This is a genomic window from Kitasatospora sp. NPDC058184 (assembly GCF_042883725.1).
Taxonomy (GTDB): domain Bacteria; phylum Actinomycetota; class Actinomycetes; order Streptomycetales; family Streptomycetaceae; genus Kitasatospora.
On the sequence record NZ_JBHVVE010000033.1, the window covers coordinates 59579 to 77000 of the forward strand.

14 protein-coding genes are annotated in these 17422 nt (G+C 73.7%); 8 read left to right on the forward strand and 6 right to left on the reverse strand.

Annotated features, from left to right (window positions below):
• The first annotated feature begins 73 nt into the window (after positions 1 to 73).
• Entirely contained in the window at positions 74 to 2563 is a 2490-nt protein-coding gene (locus ACFVXH_RS37955) for a right-handed parallel beta-helix repeat-containing protein (protein ID WP_049650969.1), read from the forward strand.
• A gap of 79 nt (positions 2564 to 2642) precedes the next feature.
• Complete coding sequence (locus ACFVXH_RS37960; protein ID WP_387830710.1) at positions 2643 to 2969, forward strand: DUF6191 domain-containing protein; 327 nt, start codon at positions 2643 to 2645, stop codon at positions 2967 to 2969.
• 116 nt (positions 2970 to 3085) lie between these two features.
• Here the strand turns inward: ACFVXH_RS37960 and ACFVXH_RS37965 are convergent, their stop codons facing one another.
• Both ACFVXH_RS37965 and ACFVXH_RS37970 read right to left on the reverse strand, forming a co-directional pair.
• Entirely contained in the window at positions 3086 to 4204 is a 1119-nt protein-coding gene (locus tag ACFVXH_RS37965; protein WP_117492468.1) for a PLP-dependent cysteine synthase family protein, read from the reverse strand.
• 163 nt (positions 4205 to 4367) lie between these two features.
• A complete protein-coding gene (locus ACFVXH_RS37970; protein WP_079272930.1) occupies positions 4368 to 5648 on the reverse strand; it encodes an ROK family protein in 1281 nt (426 codons plus the stop codon).
• Between ACFVXH_RS37970 and ACFVXH_RS37975 the strand changes: the two genes are divergently transcribed.
• Entirely contained in the window at positions 5633 to 6955 is a 1323-nt protein-coding gene (locus tag ACFVXH_RS37975; RefSeq protein ID WP_387830712.1) for an MFS transporter, read from the forward strand. The two genes, ACFVXH_RS37970 and ACFVXH_RS37975, sit on opposite strands and share 16 nt — an antisense overlap.
• Positions 6956 to 7084: 129 nt before the next feature.
• Complete coding sequence (locus ACFVXH_RS37980; RefSeq protein WP_387830714.1) at positions 7085 to 7702, forward strand: HutD family protein; 618 nt, start codon at positions 7085 to 7087, stop codon at positions 7700 to 7702.
• A gap of 82 nt (positions 7703 to 7784) precedes the next feature.
• Here the strand turns inward: ACFVXH_RS37980 and ACFVXH_RS37985 are convergent, their stop codons facing one another.
• Positions 7785 to 8693, reverse strand: a complete 909-nt coding sequence (locus ACFVXH_RS37985) for an esterase/lipase family protein (protein WP_387830737.1) — start codon at positions 8691 to 8693, stop codon at positions 7785 to 7787.
• 239 nt (positions 8694 to 8932) lie between these two features.
• Here ACFVXH_RS37985 and ACFVXH_RS37990 point away from each other — a divergent pair, with 239 nt between their 5' ends.
• Positions 8933 to 10246 carry a PucR family transcriptional regulator gene (locus ACFVXH_RS37990; protein WP_387830716.1) on the forward strand — a complete coding sequence of 438 codons (1314 nt, stop codon included), beginning with the start codon at positions 8933 to 8935 and terminating at the stop codon, positions 10244 to 10246.
• Positions 10247 to 10290: 44 nt separating this feature from the next.
• Here the strand turns inward: ACFVXH_RS37990 and ACFVXH_RS37995 are convergent, their stop codons facing one another.
• Positions 10291 to 11046, reverse strand: a complete 756-nt coding sequence (locus ACFVXH_RS37995; RefSeq protein WP_387830718.1) for an acyltransferase — start codon at positions 11044 to 11046, stop codon at positions 10291 to 10293.
• A gap of 107 nt (positions 11047 to 11153) precedes the next feature.
• Between ACFVXH_RS37995 and ACFVXH_RS38000 the strand changes: the two genes are divergently transcribed.
• Positions 11154 to 11918, forward strand: coding sequence for a maleylpyruvate isomerase family mycothiol-dependent enzyme (locus ACFVXH_RS38000; protein WP_387830720.1), 765 nt, complete (start codon positions 11154 to 11156; stop codon positions 11916 to 11918).
• 88 nt (positions 11919 to 12006) lie between these two features.
• Here ACFVXH_RS38000 and ACFVXH_RS38005 read toward each other — a convergent pair whose 3' ends face one another.
• Positions 12007 to 12780: an enoyl-CoA hydratase family protein gene (locus ACFVXH_RS38005; RefSeq protein WP_074006376.1), complete on the reverse strand. Its 774-nt coding sequence runs from the start codon at positions 12778 to 12780 to the stop codon at positions 12007 to 12009.
• Between the two features lie 175 nt (positions 12781 to 12955).
• Here ACFVXH_RS38005 and ACFVXH_RS38010 point away from each other — a divergent pair, with 175 nt between their 5' ends.
• Both ACFVXH_RS38010 and ACFVXH_RS38015 read left to right on the forward strand, forming a co-directional pair.
• Complete coding sequence (locus ACFVXH_RS38010) at positions 12956 to 13360, forward strand: RidA family protein (protein ID WP_049650961.1); 405 nt, start codon at positions 12956 to 12958, stop codon at positions 13358 to 13360.
• A gap of 233 nt (positions 13361 to 13593) precedes the next feature.
• Positions 13594 to 15897 carry a glycosyl hydrolase family 18 protein gene (locus ACFVXH_RS38015; RefSeq protein ID WP_387830723.1) on the forward strand — a complete coding sequence of 768 codons (2304 nt, stop codon included), beginning with the start codon at positions 13594 to 13596 and terminating at the stop codon, positions 15895 to 15897.
• Between the two features lie 101 nt (positions 15898 to 15998).
• Here ACFVXH_RS38015 and ACFVXH_RS38020 read toward each other — a convergent pair whose 3' ends face one another.
• The gene (locus tag ACFVXH_RS38020; RefSeq protein WP_079272936.1) at positions 15999 to 17255 is read right to left on the reverse strand and encodes a geranylgeranyl reductase family protein; all 1257 of its coding nucleotides are present in this window, start codon (positions 17253 to 17255) and stop codon (positions 15999 to 16001) included.
• Between the last annotated feature and the right edge of the window lie 167 nt (positions 17256 to 17422).

The following is a 17422-nucleotide window of genomic DNA, read 5'->3' on the forward strand; positions in this document are numbered from 1 at the left end:
GGACGGCCCGCGCACCCCCGCGCGTTCGGCCCGTTGATCGCCGGCTCGACGAAGGTGGGGACGACAGACCGTCATGGCTGAGCACAGGGTCCGGGTCACCCAGGACAGCGCATCCCGCTGGCGTCGCCGCGCGGGCGAGTACGACACGCTCGCGGAGGCCCTGGCCGCCGCCGAACCGGGCGACACGGTGACCGTCCGCCCGGGCACCTTCCGGGAGAACGTGCTGCTGGACAAGCCGGTGACGATCGTCCCGGCCCAGGGCCCGGGGACGGTCCGGATCGACCCGCCCTCCGGGGTGGCGCTCACCGTGACCGCCGCCGCCACCGTGCGCGACCTGGTGGTCGAGGGCGGCGACAGCACCACCCCGGCCGTGCTGGTCACCGGGCCGGAGGCGACCCCCTCCTTCAGCGGCTGCCGGGTGGAGACCCGCTCGGCCACCGGCATCGAGGTCACCGGCGGTGCCCGGCCGACCCTGCGCGGCTGCGTGGTCACCAACCCGGGCGGGCTCGGGCTGCGGCTGCGCGGCCCGGACACCGCCGCCGCCTTCGAGGACTGCGAGGTCGCCGCCGCCGGCCAGGCCGGACTGGCCGTCCTCGGCGGCGCCACCGCGGCCCTGGACCGCTGCCGCGTCCACCACGCCTCCGGCGCCGGCGTCCTGCTCTCCGACCCCGGCAGCGCCGCCGAACTGACCGGCTGCGAGATCTACGAGATCCGCGGCAGCGGCGTGCAGGCCGAGGCGCAGGCGGGCGGGCGGCTGGTCGACTGCGAGATCCACCGGGTCACCGGCAACGGTCTCACCCTGGACGGCGAGGCCGAACTGGTGCTCACCGGCTGCCGGGTGCACGACCTGCCCGAGAACGGCGCCGACCTGCGCGGACGCGCCCGGCTGAGCCTCGCCAACAGCACCGTCCGGGACTTCGGGCGCGGGGCGCTGTCGGTCTGGGACCAGGGCACCGAGGCGGTCGCCGAGTCCTGCGAGATCCACGGCTCGACCGGCGAGTACCCGGCGCTCTGGGTCAGCGACGGCGCCCGGCTGACCCTCACCGACTGCTCGCTGCACGACCTGCCGGACGCCCTGTTCGTCCTCGACCGGGACTCCGCCGCCACCGCCGAGGGCTGCTCGTTCAGCCGGATCCGCAGCTCGGCGGTCTCGGTCAGCGGCGGGGCCACCGTCTCCCTGGCCTCCTGCCGGGTGCAGGAGGCGGGCACCGGGCTCTGGTTCCGCGACCACGGCAGCGGCGGACTGCTCACCGACTGCGAGATCTCCGACGTGGCCACCGGCGTGATCGTCACCAAGGGCGCCGACCCGGTGCTGCGCGCCTGCACCGTACGGGCCAGCACGGACGCCGGGGTGTACGTCTCGGCGCAGGGGCGTGGCACCTTCGAGGACTGCCGGGTCTCGCAGGGCAAGGGCTTCGGCTTCCACATCATCGACGGCTGCCGGACCCAGCTCACCCGCTGCCGGGCGGAGCACAACCAGCGGGCCGGGTTCGAGTTCTCCGAGCCGGGTCCGGTCACCGAGGGGTGCATCTCGGACGACGTCGGGGCGGCTCCGGTGCCGTCCGCTCCCGCCCCGCCCGGCGGCGGGGCGGGGCCGGGATCCGCAGGTGGGCGCGGTCCGGGGCTGGGGTCGTCGTACGGGTCCACCGACGTGCCCGCGCCGCGGACCGCCCAACTGACCACGGTGGCCCCGCTGTTGGCCTCGGCCGCGGCCGGTTCGGCGGCGATCTCGCCGATCCCGGACTGCCGGCCGGCCGAGGAGGCGCTCGCCGAACTGGACTCGCTGGTCGGGCTGGCCACGGTGAAGCAGGAGGTGCGCACGCTGATCGACCTGATCTCGGTCGGCCGGCGCCGCCGCCAGGCCGGGCTCAAGGCGCCCTCGCTGCGCCGCCACCTGGTCTTCACCGGCGCACCCGGCACCGGAAAGACCACCGTCGCCCGGCTGTACGGCGAGATCCTCGCCTCGCTCGGGGTGCTCCAGCGCGGACACCTGGTCGAGGTGGCACGGGTGGACCTGGTCGGCGAACACATCGGCTCCACCGCGATCCGCACCGCGGCCGCCTTCGACCGGGCGCGCGGCGGGGTGCTCTTCATCGACGAGGCGTACGCGCTCGCACCCGAGGACGGGGCGCGGGACTTCGGGCGCGAGGCGATCGACACCCTGGTCAAGCTGATGGAGGACCACCGGGACGAGGTGGTCGTCATCGTGGCCGGCTACACCGCCGAGATGGAGCGCTTCCTCTCCGCCAACCCCGGTGTCTCCTCCCGTTTCTCACGCACCATCGGCTTCCCCGACTACACGGCGGACGAGCTGCTGGAGATCGCCCGGTCGCAGTGCGCCGAGCACGAGTACGCGCTCTCCGAGGAGACGGAGGAGGCGCTGCTGGAACACTTCGGCGGGATGGAGCGCGGCCCCAACTTCGGCAACGGGCGCACCGCGCGACAGGTCTTCGAGACCATGGTCGAGCGGCACGCGGTACGGATCGCCCATCTCGCGGACCCGTCCACGGAGGAGCTCCAGCTGCTCGTCCCGGCCGACCTGCCCACGGCGCCGCTGCCGTAGGGCCCGCTGCGGTAGGGCCGGCGGCCGGGGAACTCGTCGCCGGGGAACTCGTCGGCCGCGCCGGGCCGTTGAGGCGGGCATGGGTGTGCTGTTGACGGGCGCGGCGGGCGGGTTGCTGCTGCCGGCCGGACTGGTCGTGGTGTTCTTCCTCGGTGCGGTGGTGCGGCGGCTGCGCGCCCGGCCGGCGGTGGGGCACGACGGCGGGCGCGGCGACGGGCGCGGCGCGGGTGCGACCGCGACGGAGGAGCTGCACGCGCTGCTCTACCCGAGCAAGCGGGTGCAGCTGGAGCAGCGACGGGTCGAGCTGGTGTTGCGGGACGACGAGCACGACGGCGCGCCGAAGCGGACGGGGATCGACCTTGCGGGCGGTCGGGCGGTGATCCGGCGGGTGGCGGGCACCGGCTGACGGCTGACGGCTGACGGCTGACGGCTGACGACGAACAGGCGACAGCGAACAGATAACAGACGACAGCTGACAGAGTTTGAAATCTGTCATCTGTCACCCGTCCGCCGCCCGGCGCGTCAGCCCGTCCAGGCGCCGCCGGCCAGGAAGGACTCCAGGGCCGCCCGGTAGGGCGCGATGTCGATCCGCTCGCCCGCCAGCCAGTCGTCCGAGTAGTACTTGTCCAGGTAGCGGTCCCCCGGGTCGCAGATCAGGCCGACCACGCTGCCCGTCCGCCCGGCCGCCCGCATCTCGGCGACGATCCGCAGCGCGCTCCACAGGCCCGTCCCGGTGGAGGCCCCCGCCTTCTTGCCGAGCACCTGCTCCAGCACCCGGACGGCGGCGATCGACGCGGCGTCCGGCACCTTCATCATCCGGTCGATCGCCCCGGGGACGAAGCTCGGCTCCATCCGCGGCCGTCCGATGCCCTCGATCCGCGAGCCGCTCTCGCAGACGGCCTCCGGATCGTGGCGCACCCAGCCGTCGAAGAAGCAGGAGTTCTCCGGGTCCGCGACGCAGATCCGGGTGTCGTACTGCATGTAGTGCACGAACCGGGCGATGGTCGCCGAGGTGCCGCCGGTCCCGGCGGTGGCCACGATCCAGGCCGGCTCGGGGTGCGGCTCCAGGCGCAGCTGGGCGAAGACCGACTCGGCGATGTTGTTGTTGCCGCGCCAGTCGGTGGCCCGCTCGGCGTAGGTGAACTGGTCCATGTAGTGCCCGCCGGTCTCCTCGGCGAGCCGGGCGGAGGCCTCGTACACCTCGTCCGAACGCTCGACCAGGTGACACTCGCCGCCGTGGAACTGAATCAGGTCGATCTTGGACTGGCTGGTGCTCTTGGCCATCACGGCGATGAACGGCACGCCGACGAGCTGCGCGAAGTACGCCTCGGAGACGGCGGTGGAGCCGCTGGAGGCCTCGATCACCGGCTTGCCGGGCCGGATCCAGCCGTTGCAGAGCCCGTAGAGGAAGAGCGAGCGGGCCAGGCGGTGCTTGAGCGAGCCGGTCGGGTGGGTGGACTCGTCCTTGAGGTAGAGGTCGATCCCCCACTCCGCGGGCAGCGGGAAGCGCAGCAGATGGGTGTCGGCGGAGCGGTTGGCGTCGGCCTGGACCTTGCGCACCGCCTCCTTGAGCCAGGCGCGGTACTCCGGGTCGGAGCGGTCGACGTCGGCGGTCGGCTCGATGCCGGACTGGGTGCTCATGGTCGCTGTCTCCCTCGTGATGGCCCCCCGATGCTCACTACGAGTGTATGAGAGTGACGATAAGTGACCGTTTTCGAAGAGCCAGCTTCCGCTTATCGCCGTCAGGACAGATCTGGTCACCGTCGGGGGCGGAACCCATCGACCAGGGCAGACCCGATCGCCGTCAGGGCAGCACCGGCACCGACTGCGGATCCGCCAGGTACGGCCCCCAGCCCAGCTCGGCCGCGCCCGCGAGCGCGCCGTGTGCCAGCTCCGCGCCGACGATCGGCACCCGGCCGCTGCGCCCCCACAGGCTGCGCTCGGCGACCACCGACCGCAGCCGGTCGGGCGCGGCCTCCAGCAGGTGGAGGTGCAGCCCGCTGAGGACCACCCGGTCGGGGTTGAGGATGTTGGCGACGCCCGCCAGGCCGAGTCCGAGCCGGTCGATGACGTGCTCCACCGCCGCCCGCGCCCGGTCGTCCGTCGCGGCGGCCCGGCACAGCTCGCGCGCCTGGTCGAGCAGCGGGCGTCCCGGTTCCGGGGTGAGCCCGGCGGCGGTGAACAGCGCGTCGGGGTCGGTCTCGGAGTTCAGGCAGCCCCGGTTGCCGCACATGCAGGGCCGACCCTGCGGGTCGACGGTGAGGTGGCCGACCTCCAGGGCGAGGCCGGCGCTGCCGGTGTGCAGGTGCCCGTCGATGACCAGCGCGCCACCGACGCCGCGGTGGCCGGAGGTGACGAAGAGCAGGTGGCGGGCGCCGCGGCCGGCGCCGTGCCGGTACTCGGCGAGCGCGGCCAGGTTGGCGTCGTTGGCGATCGCGGTGGGCAGCGGGCGCAGCGCCTTCGGGCCGTGGTCGGCGCGTCCGACCTCGACGTCGTACAGGTCGGCGACCGGGGTGCCGCTGGGCCAGGCGAAGTGCAGCGCGGCGAGGGCGGTGCCGTCCGGCTCGGTGACCGGGTTGGGCAGCGCGAGCGCGGCGCCCAGGCAGCGGCGGTCGGTCGCGCGGGCGAGTTCGGCACCGGCCACGGCGACGGCGCGCAGCATCCGGACCGGGTCGGTGGCGGCGGGCAGCGGCAGGTGGACGGGCGGGTCGAGCAGTCCGCCGAGGCCGGCCAGGGTGACGCTCAGTCCGTCGGCGTGGATCTGCCCGGCGACCACGACCGGGCCGTTCGGGTCGATCGCGAGCCGGTGCGACGGGCGGCCGCGACCGCCGCCGGCCGGGCGGGAGTCGACGGTGATCAGGCCGAGCGCCTCGAGTTCGGCGGTGACCGCGCCGGCGGTGGCCCGGGTGACGTCCAGTGCGCGGGTGAGCGCCGAGCGGGTCGGCGTCTGGCCGGTGTGGATCAGGGAGAGCGCTGGGCCGAGCAGCGTCCGGCCCCGGTCGGGAGCCGCGCGGCGGTGGTTGTCGCGCTGCGCGTCGGAGTCGTTCCCGGTACCGGGCCTCGGGCTTGATGGTGAGAGCTGCACGCCCCTATTGTGACTTTGTGTCGCTTCGAAACAAAATCGGTTCACACACCCGGCCCGATCGCCCCTCCTCCCAGTCTCGCAGCACACCCCCGGTGACGGACAGCCCCTGGGGTCCTGCACGCATCGCCCTCACCGCGTTCTTCGCCGTCGACGGCTTCCTTTTCGCCTCCTGGGTCGTCCGCATCCCGGACATCCGCAGTCAGGTCAGCGCCTCGCACAGCGCCCTCGGGCTCGCCCTGCTCTGCCTGTCCATCGGCGCCGTCCTCACCATGCCCGTGATCGGCCGGCTCTGCCTGCGGTACGGCTCCCGGCCGGTGACCGTCGGCTCGCTCGCCCTGCTCAGCCTCGCCGTGCTGCTGCCCGCGCACGCCCACTCGGTCACCGCGCTCGGCGGGGTGCTGCTGCTGTTCGGCGCGGGGTACGGCGGGGCCAACGTCGCGATGAACAGCGCCGCCGTCGACCTGGTCGCGCAGCTGCGGCGGCCCGTGATGCCCAGCTTCCACGCCGGGTACAGCTTCGGCGGACTGGTCGGCACCGGCGTCAGCGGACTGCTCGCCGGCCCGCTGAGCACCGCATGGGCGCTCGCGCTCAGCGCGGCGCTGGGCATGGCCGTCACCGTCGGCGCGGGCGTCGTCCTGCTGCGCAGCCCGGCGGCGACAGCGGTCGCACCGGGCCATACGGACCGTACGAGCCACACGGGCCGCACGGCGGAACCGTCCGGGACCGCGCGGCCGGACGCGGGCTCGACCCGCCCCCGTACCCGCCTGCTCGTCCTGCTGCTCGGCCTCACCGCGCTCTGCACCGCGTACGGCGAGGGCGCGATCGCCGACTGGGCCACGCTCCACCTCACCGACGACGTCCGGGCGAGTTCCGTGGTGGCCGCCACCGGCTACGGCGCGTACGCGTTCGCGATGGCCGGCGGGCGGGTCGGCGGCACCTGGCTGTCCATCAGGCTAGGCCAGGCCCGGCTGATGCTGTTCGGCGGGCTGACGGCGGCGGTCGGCATGCTGGTCGCCGCCCTGGCGCCGGTGGTGCCGGTGGCGATCTGCGGGTTCGTGCTGGTCGGCCTCGGCCTGGCCAACCTCTTCCCGCTCGCCATCGCCCGGGCCGGTGCGGCGGGCGGGCCGCAGGGCGTCGCGTTCGCCTCCTCGCTCGGCTACGGGGGGATGCTGATCGGCCCGGTGGTGATCGGCTTCCTCGCCGACGCGGCCGGACTGCCGCTGGCCCTCACCACGGTCACCCTCGCGGCCACGGTGGCGGCGCTCCTGCCGCTGTCGGTCGGACGGCGGGTGACGGACGACCGGTGACGGTCGACAGGCAACGGATGACAGGGAACAGCGAACAGATAACAGCCGACAGATAACAGCTGACAGACACTGAAATCTGTTATCTGTCACCTGTCATCCGTCATCCGCCGTGTGACAGGATGCGAGGCCATGACGACCAGCGAACGCTTCCAGGTACTGCGGGCGGGCGAGCGCCCGGCGACGGCGTGGCTCAACGGGGGCGGGGTGACCAGGGAGGTCGCCGGGTTCCCGGTCGGCGCCGGACTGGACGCCTTCGACTGGCGGGTCAGCCTCGCGGACGTCGCCTCGGCGGGGCCGTTCTCCCCGTTCCCCGGGATCGACCGGGTGATCACCCTGGTCGAGGGCGCCGGCATGGCGCTCACCGTCGACGGTACCGAGCAGCTGGTCGACGCGCCGTTCCGGCCGTTCGCCTTCTCCGGCGACGCCACCACCGACTGTCGGCTGCTGGCCGGCCCGGTGGTGGACTTCAACGTGATGACGCGCCGCGGGCGGGTCGAGGCCGCGGTCGACCTGGCCACCGCGGCCACCACGGTCGACGTCCCGGACGGGAGCACCGCCCTCCTGGTCTGCCTCGTCGGCACCGCCACCATCCACGACGCCACCATCCACGGCGCCTCCGTCGACGGCGGCACCATCGACGGCGTCGAACTCGCCCGCTACGACGCCGCGTTGTTCGACACCCCGGGCACGTACGAGCTGCACCCGGACGGCACCACCGCCGTCATCGCCTTCCGCACCGCGCCCTGAGAGCCGGTCAAGGGCCGCACCACCGAACAGCGGCGCTCCCACCTCCCGGGACCACCCCGGGGGCAGGAGCGCCGCCGCCGCTTCACCCGCAGAACACCGGCGTGGCGTGCCCCGGATCCAGCGCGTTGGTGACCAGGTGCAGCGCCGTCGGCGAGAACGCGATCCCGACGTGCTCCACCAGCGAGACCGGGCAGTGTTCCTGCACCACCTGGTTGTCGACGTCCGGGCCGCTCAGGAACTGGGTCCGCCACGGGGTGACGACTTCATCGAGGACCGTCGAGATCACCGTGTAGCGCACGCCCGGTACGGTGTCGGGCCGGGAGGCCATCACCGTGTTGAAGTCGGAGCCCACCGCCTGGTCCCGGCAGGCCTTGCAGACCGTGTAGATCAGGTCCGCGACGCCCGGGAAGTACGGCACCAGGTTGGTGATCCCGTCGAGCGTCGTGCCGTGGTTGGACGGCGCCAGCCCGACCAGCCTGCCGACCTTGGACCCGCCACCGAGGAACTTGAGGTAGTAGTTCGGCAGCATGCCGCCCTGCGAGTGCCCGACGATGTCGACCTTGGCCGCGCCGGTCGCGGTCCGCACCAGGTCCACGAACCGGCCGAGTTGGGCCGCCGACTCCGGCACCGGCCCGAGGCCGCCGATCGGCAGCAGCAGACCGCTGCCGCTGGAGGTGACGCCGGGGATCATCCCGTAGTCGAGGGCGAAGACGCAGTACCCGAGGCTCTTCAGCAGCGGGGAGAGCGCCAGCCAGTTCTCGTAGCGGTTGGCGAAGGTGCCGTGCACCAGGACGACCGGGTCGGGGTGCGCGGTGGTCGGCCGGCACGTCCAGTCGTTGGCGCCGGGCGGCGAGGCCACCGTGTCGCCGTCCGGCGGCAGTTCGGCGGACGAGGCGGACGAGGCGGACGAGCTGGACGAGGCGGACGCTGCGGCCGAGCCGGACGAGGTGGACGCTGCGGCCGCGACGGCCGAGGCGCTCGCGACGGGCACGGCGGCGCTCGCCGGCGACACCGTCGCACCGGCCAGCACCGCCCCCGCCAGCAGCAGCGCACCCAGCGCGCCTGCGCCCCTGCGGCGCACCGGAGTTGCGGAGAAGCGGAGAAGTGGGGTTCTCAACTGTTGCCTCCACAGCGGAAGTTTGTTACCAACAGGTAACCCGAGGGCACCATCATGCGGTCGCCCCTCCGGCCCGGCCCTTGGGCGTCCCCCAGACCTGGACGGTGTTCTCTGTGACCGGTCACAACGCACCCCACCCCGCACCCCCGAACACCTCCGACCGGACGCCGGACTGGCGCGTCCCGGTGATCGGCGGGCTCCCGGCCGACCAGCGACTGCTCGGCGGCGTACGGGAGCTGGCCGAGACCGTGGTCGCCGCCCTGCTGGAGCGGGTGCCGGTCTACCGCCGGCTGCCCCGCGAACAGCTCACCGGCGAGCTGACCCGGGACACCGAGCGCCGCATCCGCGCCCTCGCCCACACCGTACGGACCGGACTCCCCGCCCCCGCCGAGGAGTTCACCGCCGTCCGGGAGGCCGCCGCCCGGCGGGCCGAGGAGGGCCTGCCGCTGGACGCCGTCCTGCTCGCCCACCACCTCGGACTGGAGGTCTGCTGGGAGTTCGCCACCCGGCACGCCCGGGACGACGACGCCGCCGACCTGCTCGCCCTCAACCGGCTGCTGCTCGACCAGCTCCGCCAGGCCGTCACCGCCGCCGGGGCGGGCTACCTGGACGGCCGCCGCCCTGCCACCGACCGACGGGACTCGGCCCGGCACTCCCTGCTCGGCGCGCTGCTCGCGGGCACCCCCGCCGACGCGGCCGCCGAGCGCGCCGGGCTCCGCCTGTCCACCGGGTACGCCGTGCTCTGCCTGTCCCTCGCCGACCACCCCGACGAGCACTCCCCCGGTGTCGATCCGGGCATCGCCGCCCTCCGCAAGCTCCGCCGGTTCGAGGCCGAACTCGACCACCGCACCCGGCAGTCGGCGCTCACCGCGCTCACCCCCACGGGCGGCCTGGTACTCGTCCCGTTCGGACCGTCACCCGGTCCGGACGAGGACGGGGCCGGCGAGGCGCCGTGGCCGCTGCTCGCCGCCGCCCTCGCCGCGGCGGCCCGGGCGGCCGGCGTTCCCGTCCTGGCCGGGGCCGCGCCCGCCACCCCCGCCGAGGTGCCCGGCGCGGCCGCTCTCGCCTACGAAGTCCTCGACGTGGCAAGGGCGTTCGGCCGACCGCCGGGGCTGCACCGGCTGGACGACGTCCTGCTGGAGTACCAGCTCGCCCGCCCCAGCCAGGCCCGCTCCCGGCTCGCCGCCCTGCTCGAACCGCTCGCCGACGCCGGGGAGTTGCTCATCACCCTGCACACCCACCTGGCCGGCGGCCTGAACCGCCGCCACACCGCGAGCGCCCTGCACCTGCACCCGAACACCGTCGACTACCGGCTGCGCCGGATCGCCGCACTGACCGGACTGGATCCGGCCCGCCCCGCCGACCTCCCGCGGATCGCCGCCGCCATCGCCGCCCGTACCGCCGAACAGGCCTCCCTCGCCGGGTAGTTCGGGACGGCTTCCAGTGCCGGGCCGGTGCCCGGCGACCGACCTCAGCCCTGCTCCCCCGGCAGCCGCAGGTCCCAGCCGACCAGGGCGCGCAGCTGCTCCGCGGTCACGCCGTCCGGCACCGGCTGCGGAGCATCGTGGCGCAGCGGCGGCTGCCAGCCCTTCTCCTCCGTCCAGCGGCGCACCACCTTGGCCGGCGCCCCGGCGACCACGCTGTGGTCGGGAACGTCACCGCGCACCACGGCGCCCGCCGCGACCACCACGTTGCGGCCGATCCGCGCCCCCGGCAGGATCACCGCGCCGGTGCCGATCCAGCTGCCCGTGCCGATCTCCACCGGTTCGTTGCGCGGCCACTGCTTGCCGATCGGCAGCTCGGTGTCCCGGTACTCGTGCGACTGGTCGCTGATGTACACGCCGGGGCCGGTCCACACGTCGTCGCCGATGACGATCGACTGGTGGCCGACGATGTGGCTGTCCCGGCCGATCACGCAGCCGCCGCCGATCCGCACGATCGGCTCCGGCCCGAGGTCGAGCCCGGGCAGGAAGCCCGCGCTGATGGTGACCCGCTCGCCGATGATCGAGAACGGCCCGATGGTGATCCACTGCTCGTTGAACACCGCCCCGAGCGGGAAGCTGAGCGTCGTGCCGTCCCCCAGCTCGCCGAACCGGTACGGGCCGGGGTTGCGGCTGGTGACCGCTCCGGTCCGCTGCACCCAGCGCCAGCCCCGGTGGACGAGGCGTCCGGCGGCGCGGCGGCCACCGGTCCGGACGGCTGAGACGAGCGAACGGGTTATCGGCATGCGCTCACGTTACCGGCCCGTAGCATCCGCCCGTCCGCCGGGAGGCAACCGGAGGAATGTCCGAAATCCGCGACCGGCGGACCGGCCGCGATGGAAGACTCCGTCCCATGGAGATCACCGAGCACATCGACGCGCTGCGCCGCGAGGGCACCAGGCTCGCCGAGGCCGCGGCCCGTACCGAGCTGTCCGCCCCCGTACCGACCTGTCCGGACTGGCAGCTGACGAAGCTGCTGCAGCACATCGGTTCCGTCCACCGCTGGGCCGCCGCGATCGTGTCCGGAGGCGCGCCGACGCCGCCGGACGAGGCGGACGCGCAGGCCGCCGTCGGGCCGCTGCCCTCGGACGCCGAGCTGCTCGACTGGTACCGCGAGGGCCACGCCGCCCTGGTGGACACCCTCACCGCGGCGCCCGCCGACCTCGAGTGCTGGACCTTCCTGTCCTCGCCCAGCCCGCTGGCGTTCTGGGCCCGGCGCCAGGCGCACGAGACCGCCGTGCACCGCCGCGACGCCGACGCGGCCGCCGGGGTGCCCGGTCCGGTCGTGGACACCGCGCTCGCCCTCGACGGCATCGACGAACTGGTGAGCGGCTTCACGACCCTCGGCCGGTCCAAGCTGCGCAGCGACCGGCCGCGCACCCTCCTGGTCCGGGCCACCGACGGCCCCGGCTCCTGGCACCTGACGATCACCCGGGAAGCGCCGGTCGTCACCACCGGCGAGGGCCCCGAGCCGGCCGATCTGACCCTCGCCGGCCCGGCCCACGAGCTCTACCCGCTGCTGTGGAACCGGCTGTCCGCCCAGCAGGCCGGGGAGGTCAAGGCGATCGGCGACCAGAGCCTGCTCGCCCTCTGGAGCGAGACGGCGGCGGTCCTCTGACCGTGCCGGCCGCGACCCCTGCGCAGGGGTCGTCACGCCCGGGGGCGGCGACGCCCCCGGGCGAACGGGCACCCGGGAAACCCGGCCCTCAGCGCACCCAGCGCGCGGGCCGCTTCTCCAGGAACGAGCGCATCCCCTCCTGCGCCTCCGCCGAGCCGAAGAGCCGCGCCGACAGCTCCACCAGCTCCTCCGCGTCCCGCTCGAAGGAGCGCACCACCTCGGCGTTGGCCAGCCGCTTCGACTCCGCCAGGCCCTGCGGGGAGCCCAGGCGCAGCGCGTCCAGCAGGCCCTTGAGCGCCACGTCGGTGGCCTCGGCGGAGTCGGTGGCGCTGGTGATCAGCCCGATCCGGGCGGCCTCGGCGGCGTCGAAGACCTCGCCGGTGAGGTAGTAGCGGGAGGCAGCGCGCGGGTCCAGCTTCGGGCGCAGCGGCAGCGAGATGACGGCGGGCGCGAGGCCGAGCCGCACCTCGGTGAAGGCGAAGGTCGAGGCCGGTCCGGCGACGGCGAGGTCCGCCGCGCCGACCAGGCCGAGGCCGCCGGCCCGGACGTGGCCGTGGATGACGGCGATCACCGGCTTGGCGCAGTCCACGATCGCCCGCTGGAGCTCGACCAGGCCGCGCGGGCCGACCGTCGGGTCCGCGCCGGTCGCCTCGGAGAGGTCCGCGCCCGCGCAGAACACCTTGCCGGTGTGCCCGAGCACCACCGCGCGGACCTCCGGGTCGGCCGCGGCGGAGGCCAGTCCGGCGTGCAGCTCGGCCATCAGCCGGGTGGAGAGCGCGTTGCGGTTGTGCGGCGAGTCGAGGGTGAGCGTGGTGACGGCGTCGGCGGTGCTGACGTGGACGAGGGGCGCTGCGCTGGTCATCGGCGGGGCCTGCCTTCCGGCTGAGGGTGGGTCGGACTGCGGGCGCGGTCCGGGAGGTGCCCGGACCGCGCCCGGACGACTCTGGCATGCCCACCCGCCCCTCGGCCAGAGCGAGCCGGAGCCCCCGGGCCGTCGGGCTTGCCTGCCCGAGGGGGCATGGATCAGGATCCGTCCCATGACCACCTCTCACCTCACCCGCATCACGGAGCCGCCCGGAGTCGCGCCCGGCACCGGCTACACCCAGGTCGTCGCCGGAAGCGGCCGACTGGTCCAGGTGTCCGGGCAGGTCCCGTTCGACGAGAACCGGGACCTGGTCGGCCCGGGGGATCCGAAGGCGCAGGCGCGGCAGGTCTTCGAGAACCTCCGCCGCTGCCTGGCCGCCGCCGGGGCCGGGTTCGAGGACGTCGTGAAGTTCACCTACTTCATGACCGACATCGCCCACCTCGCCGTGGTCCGCGAGATCCGCGACGAGTACCTGGGCTCCGTTCCGCCGCCCGCCTCCTCCGCCGTGCAGGTCTCGGCGCTGTTCCGGCCCGACGTGCTGATGGAGATCGAGGCGATGGCGATCGTCCGCGAGTAGCGGGAGCGGCGGGAGCACCAGGGAATAGCGGAGCGACGGGGGCGGCGAGACGGCGGGAGCATCGGGGACAACTCCCAAGTGGTACAGACCTGTTGACGCATTGGTCCAGTCCTCCTACAGTTCCCATGCCTTGCCTCCCCACGGCACAGGCATCGATCGCACACGGATCAACCGCACGGATCAACCAAGGTTCTACGTCACCCTGTTCAACCCCCACAGTCACAGGGAGAACCATGTCCGCTCGATCCCGGGCCGGGCGCCCGCGCGTGCGCAGCAGACTGCTGGCACTGCTCTCCGTCCTGCTCCTGCCCCTCGCCGCGCTCACCACGCTGGCCGCCCCGGCGAACGCCGCCGGAAAGCTCACCGCCACCTTCACCACGGCCGACAACGGCTCCTGGTGGCAGGGCACCTACATCGTCCACAACGACAACGCGACCGCGGTGAGCGGCTGGACCCTGGAGTTCGACCTCCCGGCCGGCGTCACCATCGGCAACAGCTACAACGGCACCGCCACCGTGAGCGGCCGGCACGTCACCGCCACCGCGGCGTTCTACAACTCCACCGTCAACGCCCACGGCACCACCGAGCCGTACAGCTTCTGGTTCGTCGGCAACGGCCCGGTCACCGCCCCGCTCAACTGCCGTGTCAACGGCGACAAGTGCGACGGCAGCGCGGACGTCCCGCCATCCGCGCCGGGCACCCCGACGGTCACCGAGTCCACCGCGCACACGCTCGCCCTGAGCTGGCCGGCCGCCACCGGCGGGGACTTCCCGGTCGCCTCCTACGACGTGCTGAGCGGTAGCACGGTGCTCGCCTCCAGCCCGTCCACCGGCGTGCTGGTCACCGGCCTCACCCCGGCCACCTCGTACACCCTGACCGTCCGCGCCAAGGACAGCCGCGGCAACACCGGCCCGCTCAGCGCGGGTGTCACCGCGTCCACCTTCGACCCGTCCACCGACACCTCGCCGCCCACCGCACCGGCCAACCTCCGGGCCACCACGGTCGGTTCGACGGACGTGACGCTCGCCTGGAACGCCTCCACCGACAACGTCCGGGTCGCCGCGTACGACGTCTACCAGGGCGGCACCCTGGTGGCCACGGTCACCGGCAGCACGCTCGGCGCGACCGTCGGCAGCCTCTCCCCGTCCACCGCCTACACGTTCACCGTGAAGGCCCGGGACGCCGCCGACAACGCCTCGCCCGCCTCCGCCCCGCTCACCGTGACCACCTCGGACCTGGTCGGCGCCGGGAAGTACGCCCGGGTCGGCTACTTCGTCCAGTGGGGCATCTACGGCCGCCAGTACTTCGTCAAGAACCTGGACACCTCGGGCGCCGCCGCCAAGCTCGACGTCGTCAACTACGCCTTCGAGAACATCGATCCGGTCAACCTGACCTGCCAGGCCGGCGTCACCAAGGGCACCACCGCCAACCCGGAGGACCCGGACCAGGGCACCGGCGCCGGTGACGCCGACGCGGACTACGGCCGGGCGATGAGCGCCGACCAGTCGGTGGACGGCGTGGCCGACGACGGCTGGGGCAAACTCCGCGGCAACCTCAACCAGTTGAAGAAGCTGAAGGCCAAGTACCCCAACCTGAAGGTGGTCGTCTCGCTCGGCGGCTGGACCTACTCCAAGTACTTCTCCGACGCCGCCGCCACCGACGCGTCCCGCCAGAAGTTCGTCAAGTCCTGCGTCGACACCTGGATCAAGGGCAACCTGCCGGCCTACAACGGCGCCGGCGGCGACGGCGTGGCAGCGGGCATCTTCGACGGCATCGACCTCGACTGGGAGTGGCCCGGCTCCGCCGACGGCCACCCGGGCAACCACTGGAGCGCCAACGACAAGGGCAACCTGACCCTGCTGCTGGCCGAATTCCGCAAGCAGCTGGACGCGTTGGGCGGCTCGCACAAGCTGCTCACCGCCTTCACCCCGGCCGACCCGGCGAAGGTCGCGGCCGGCTGGGACCTCTCGAAGATCTTCGGCTCGCTGGACATCGCCAACGTCCAGGGCTACGACTTCCACGGCTCGGGCAGCGACAACTCCTGGGAGCCGAACCGCACCGGCCACGCCTCCAACCTCTACCAGGACCCGAACGACCCCTACGCCACCCACTTCAGCGTGGACACGGCCGTCCAGACGTACCTGAACGCCGGGGTCAACCCGCGCAAGCTGACCATCGGCTTCCCGTTCTACGGGCGCGGCTGGCAGAGCGTCGCGGACGGCGGCGCGAACGGCGCCTGGCAGTCCGCGAACGGCGCCGCACCCGGCCAGTTCAGCGACGAGGCCGGCACCCGCGGGTACAACAACCTGATCACCAGCCTCTCCGGCCTCAAGGTCTACCACGACCCCAAGTCCGTTGCGACGTACGGCTACACGGGAGCCGGCGGGCAGTGGTGGACCTTCGACGACGCCTGGTCGATCTCGCAGAAGACCGCCTACCTCAAGTCGAAGAACCTGCTCGGCGGCATGATCTGGGAGATGTCCGGCGACACCCCGTCCGGCACCCTGATGTCCGCACTGGACACCGGGCTCAAGTAGCGCTCCCCGCAAGGGAAGCGGGGCCGGTGCCCCTCCCGCGCACGGAGGGACACCGGCCCCGCTCCACAGCGTCACGAGCTCACGACGCCACGACGGCCGCCCTACCGCGAGGCCATCGACGCCAGCCGCCGCGCGGCCCGGTACTGCCGCAGCACCTGGGCGAAGGAGGTGTGCCCCTGGGTGGTCCGGGCGAAGGCCCGCCAGGCCGGCGGCACCAGGCAGACCGCCGCGTGGAACAGGTACGGCCGCCGCTCGAAGGCGCCCAGCAGCTGCTTGCCCGCGCGCATCTCCACGCCCAGCCCGGCCTTGACCGCGAACGCGTAGTTCAGCGCCTCGCGCCGCACCGCCGCCGCGTTGCCCGCCTCGGCGACCTGCACCGCCCACTCGCCGGCCAGCCGGCCCGAGCGCAGCGCGTACGAGATGCCCTCGCGGGTCCACGGCTCCAGCAGTCCGGCCGCGTCCCCGGCGACCAGCACCCGGCCGCGGGAGAGCGGCGAGTCCTCGGTCCGGCAGCGGGTCAGGTGCCCGGACTCGACCTGCGGGGTGAACCCGGACAGGCCCAGCCGGCGGATGTAGTCGGCGAGGTACTGCTTGGTCCGCTCGCCGTCACCGCGCGCCGAGATGACGCCGACCGTCAGGCTGCTGGTCTCGGTCTTCGGGAACACCCAGCCGTAACTGCCGGGCAGCGGGCCCCAGTCGAGGTGGATCCGGCCCGCCCAGTCGGCCGCGACCTGGGCCGGCACCGGGATCTCGGCCTCCAGGCCGAGGTCGATCTGGTCGAAGGTGACGCCGACGTGCCGGCCGATCCGGCTCGCGCTGCCGTCCGCGCCGACCACCGCGCGGGCCTCGAAGGTGCGCCCGTCGGCGGCCGTCACCAGGGCCGTCCGGTGCTCCCCGCCGCGCTGCTCGACGCCGGTGACGGTCACTCCGGTGACCAGCACCGCCCCGGCCTGCTTGGCCGCCTGCACCAGGCGCAGGTCGAACTCGTCCCGGTTGACCAGGCCGAACAGCATCCGCTTGGACCGCCGCGTACGGGTGTACCTCCCGTTGTAGGCGAAGGTGACGGCGTGCACCCGGTCCTGCAGCGGCAGCCGGAAGTCCGGCGGCAGGCTGTCCCGGGAGGGGCCGATGATGCCGCCGCCGCAGGTCTTGTACCGGGGGTGTTCGGCCTTGTCGAGCAGCAGCACCCGGCGGCCCTGGGCCGCGGCGGCGTGCGCGGCCGAGGAGCCCGCCGGTCCGGCGCCGACCACCACGACGTCCCAGACGCCGTCCAGCGGCGCGGCCGCGTCGTCGGTCGGACCGCCCTCGGCCGGGCTGTCGAGCGGGCTACGGGAATCGGAGCTTCCGGAGTCAGTCACGTCGAGCAATCCTATGCGTCCGGCCGCGCCGGTCGAGCGCGCCGCCCCCGCACCGGCGCCACCCGGCCGTACGGCCCGCCCGACGGCGGCCCCTCCCCCTGAGGCCCGGTCCGCGGCCCACCCTCGGAACTCCCTGTTCCGCTCCACCTATGATCGGCACTACCGCA

Bases quoted from the DNA above. Each gene is read 5' to 3' on its own strand.
- ACFVXH_RS37955 (WP_049650969.1), top strand. From the start codon at position 74: ATGGCTGAGCACAGGGTCCGGGTCACCCAGGACAGCGCATCCCGCTGG.
- ACFVXH_RS37995 (WP_387830718.1), bottom strand. From the start codon at position 11,046: ATGCCGATAACCCGTTCGCTCGTCTCAGCCGTCCGGACCGGTGGCCGC.
- ACFVXH_RS37965 (WP_117492468.1), bottom strand. From the start codon at position 4,204: ATGAGCACCCAGTCCGGCATCGAGCCGACCGCCGACGTCGACCGCTCC.
- ACFVXH_RS37980 (WP_387830714.1), top strand. From the start codon at position 7,085: ATGACGACCAGCGAACGCTTCCAGGTACTGCGGGCGGGCGAGCGCCCG.
- ACFVXH_RS38000 (WP_387830720.1), top strand. From the start codon at position 11,154: ATGGAGATCACCGAGCACATCGACGCGCTGCGCCGCGAGGGCACCAGG.
- ACFVXH_RS38010 (WP_049650961.1), top strand. From the start codon at position 12,956: ATGACCACCTCTCACCTCACCCGCATCACGGAGCCGCCCGGAGTCGCG.
- ACFVXH_RS38005 (WP_074006376.1), bottom strand. From the start codon at position 12,780: ATGACCAGCGCAGCGCCCCTCGTCCACGTCAGCACCGCCGACGCCGTC.
- ACFVXH_RS37960 (WP_387830710.1), top strand. From the start codon at position 2,643: ATGGGTGTGCTGTTGACGGGCGCGGCGGGCGGGTTGCTGCTGCCGGCC.
- ACFVXH_RS38015 (WP_387830723.1), top strand. From the start codon at position 13,594: ATGTCCGCTCGATCCCGGGCCGGGCGCCCGCGCGTGCGCAGCAGACTG.
- ACFVXH_RS37975 (WP_387830712.1), top strand. From the start codon at position 5,633: ATGGTGAGAGCTGCACGCCCCTATTGTGACTTTGTGTCGCTTCGAAAC.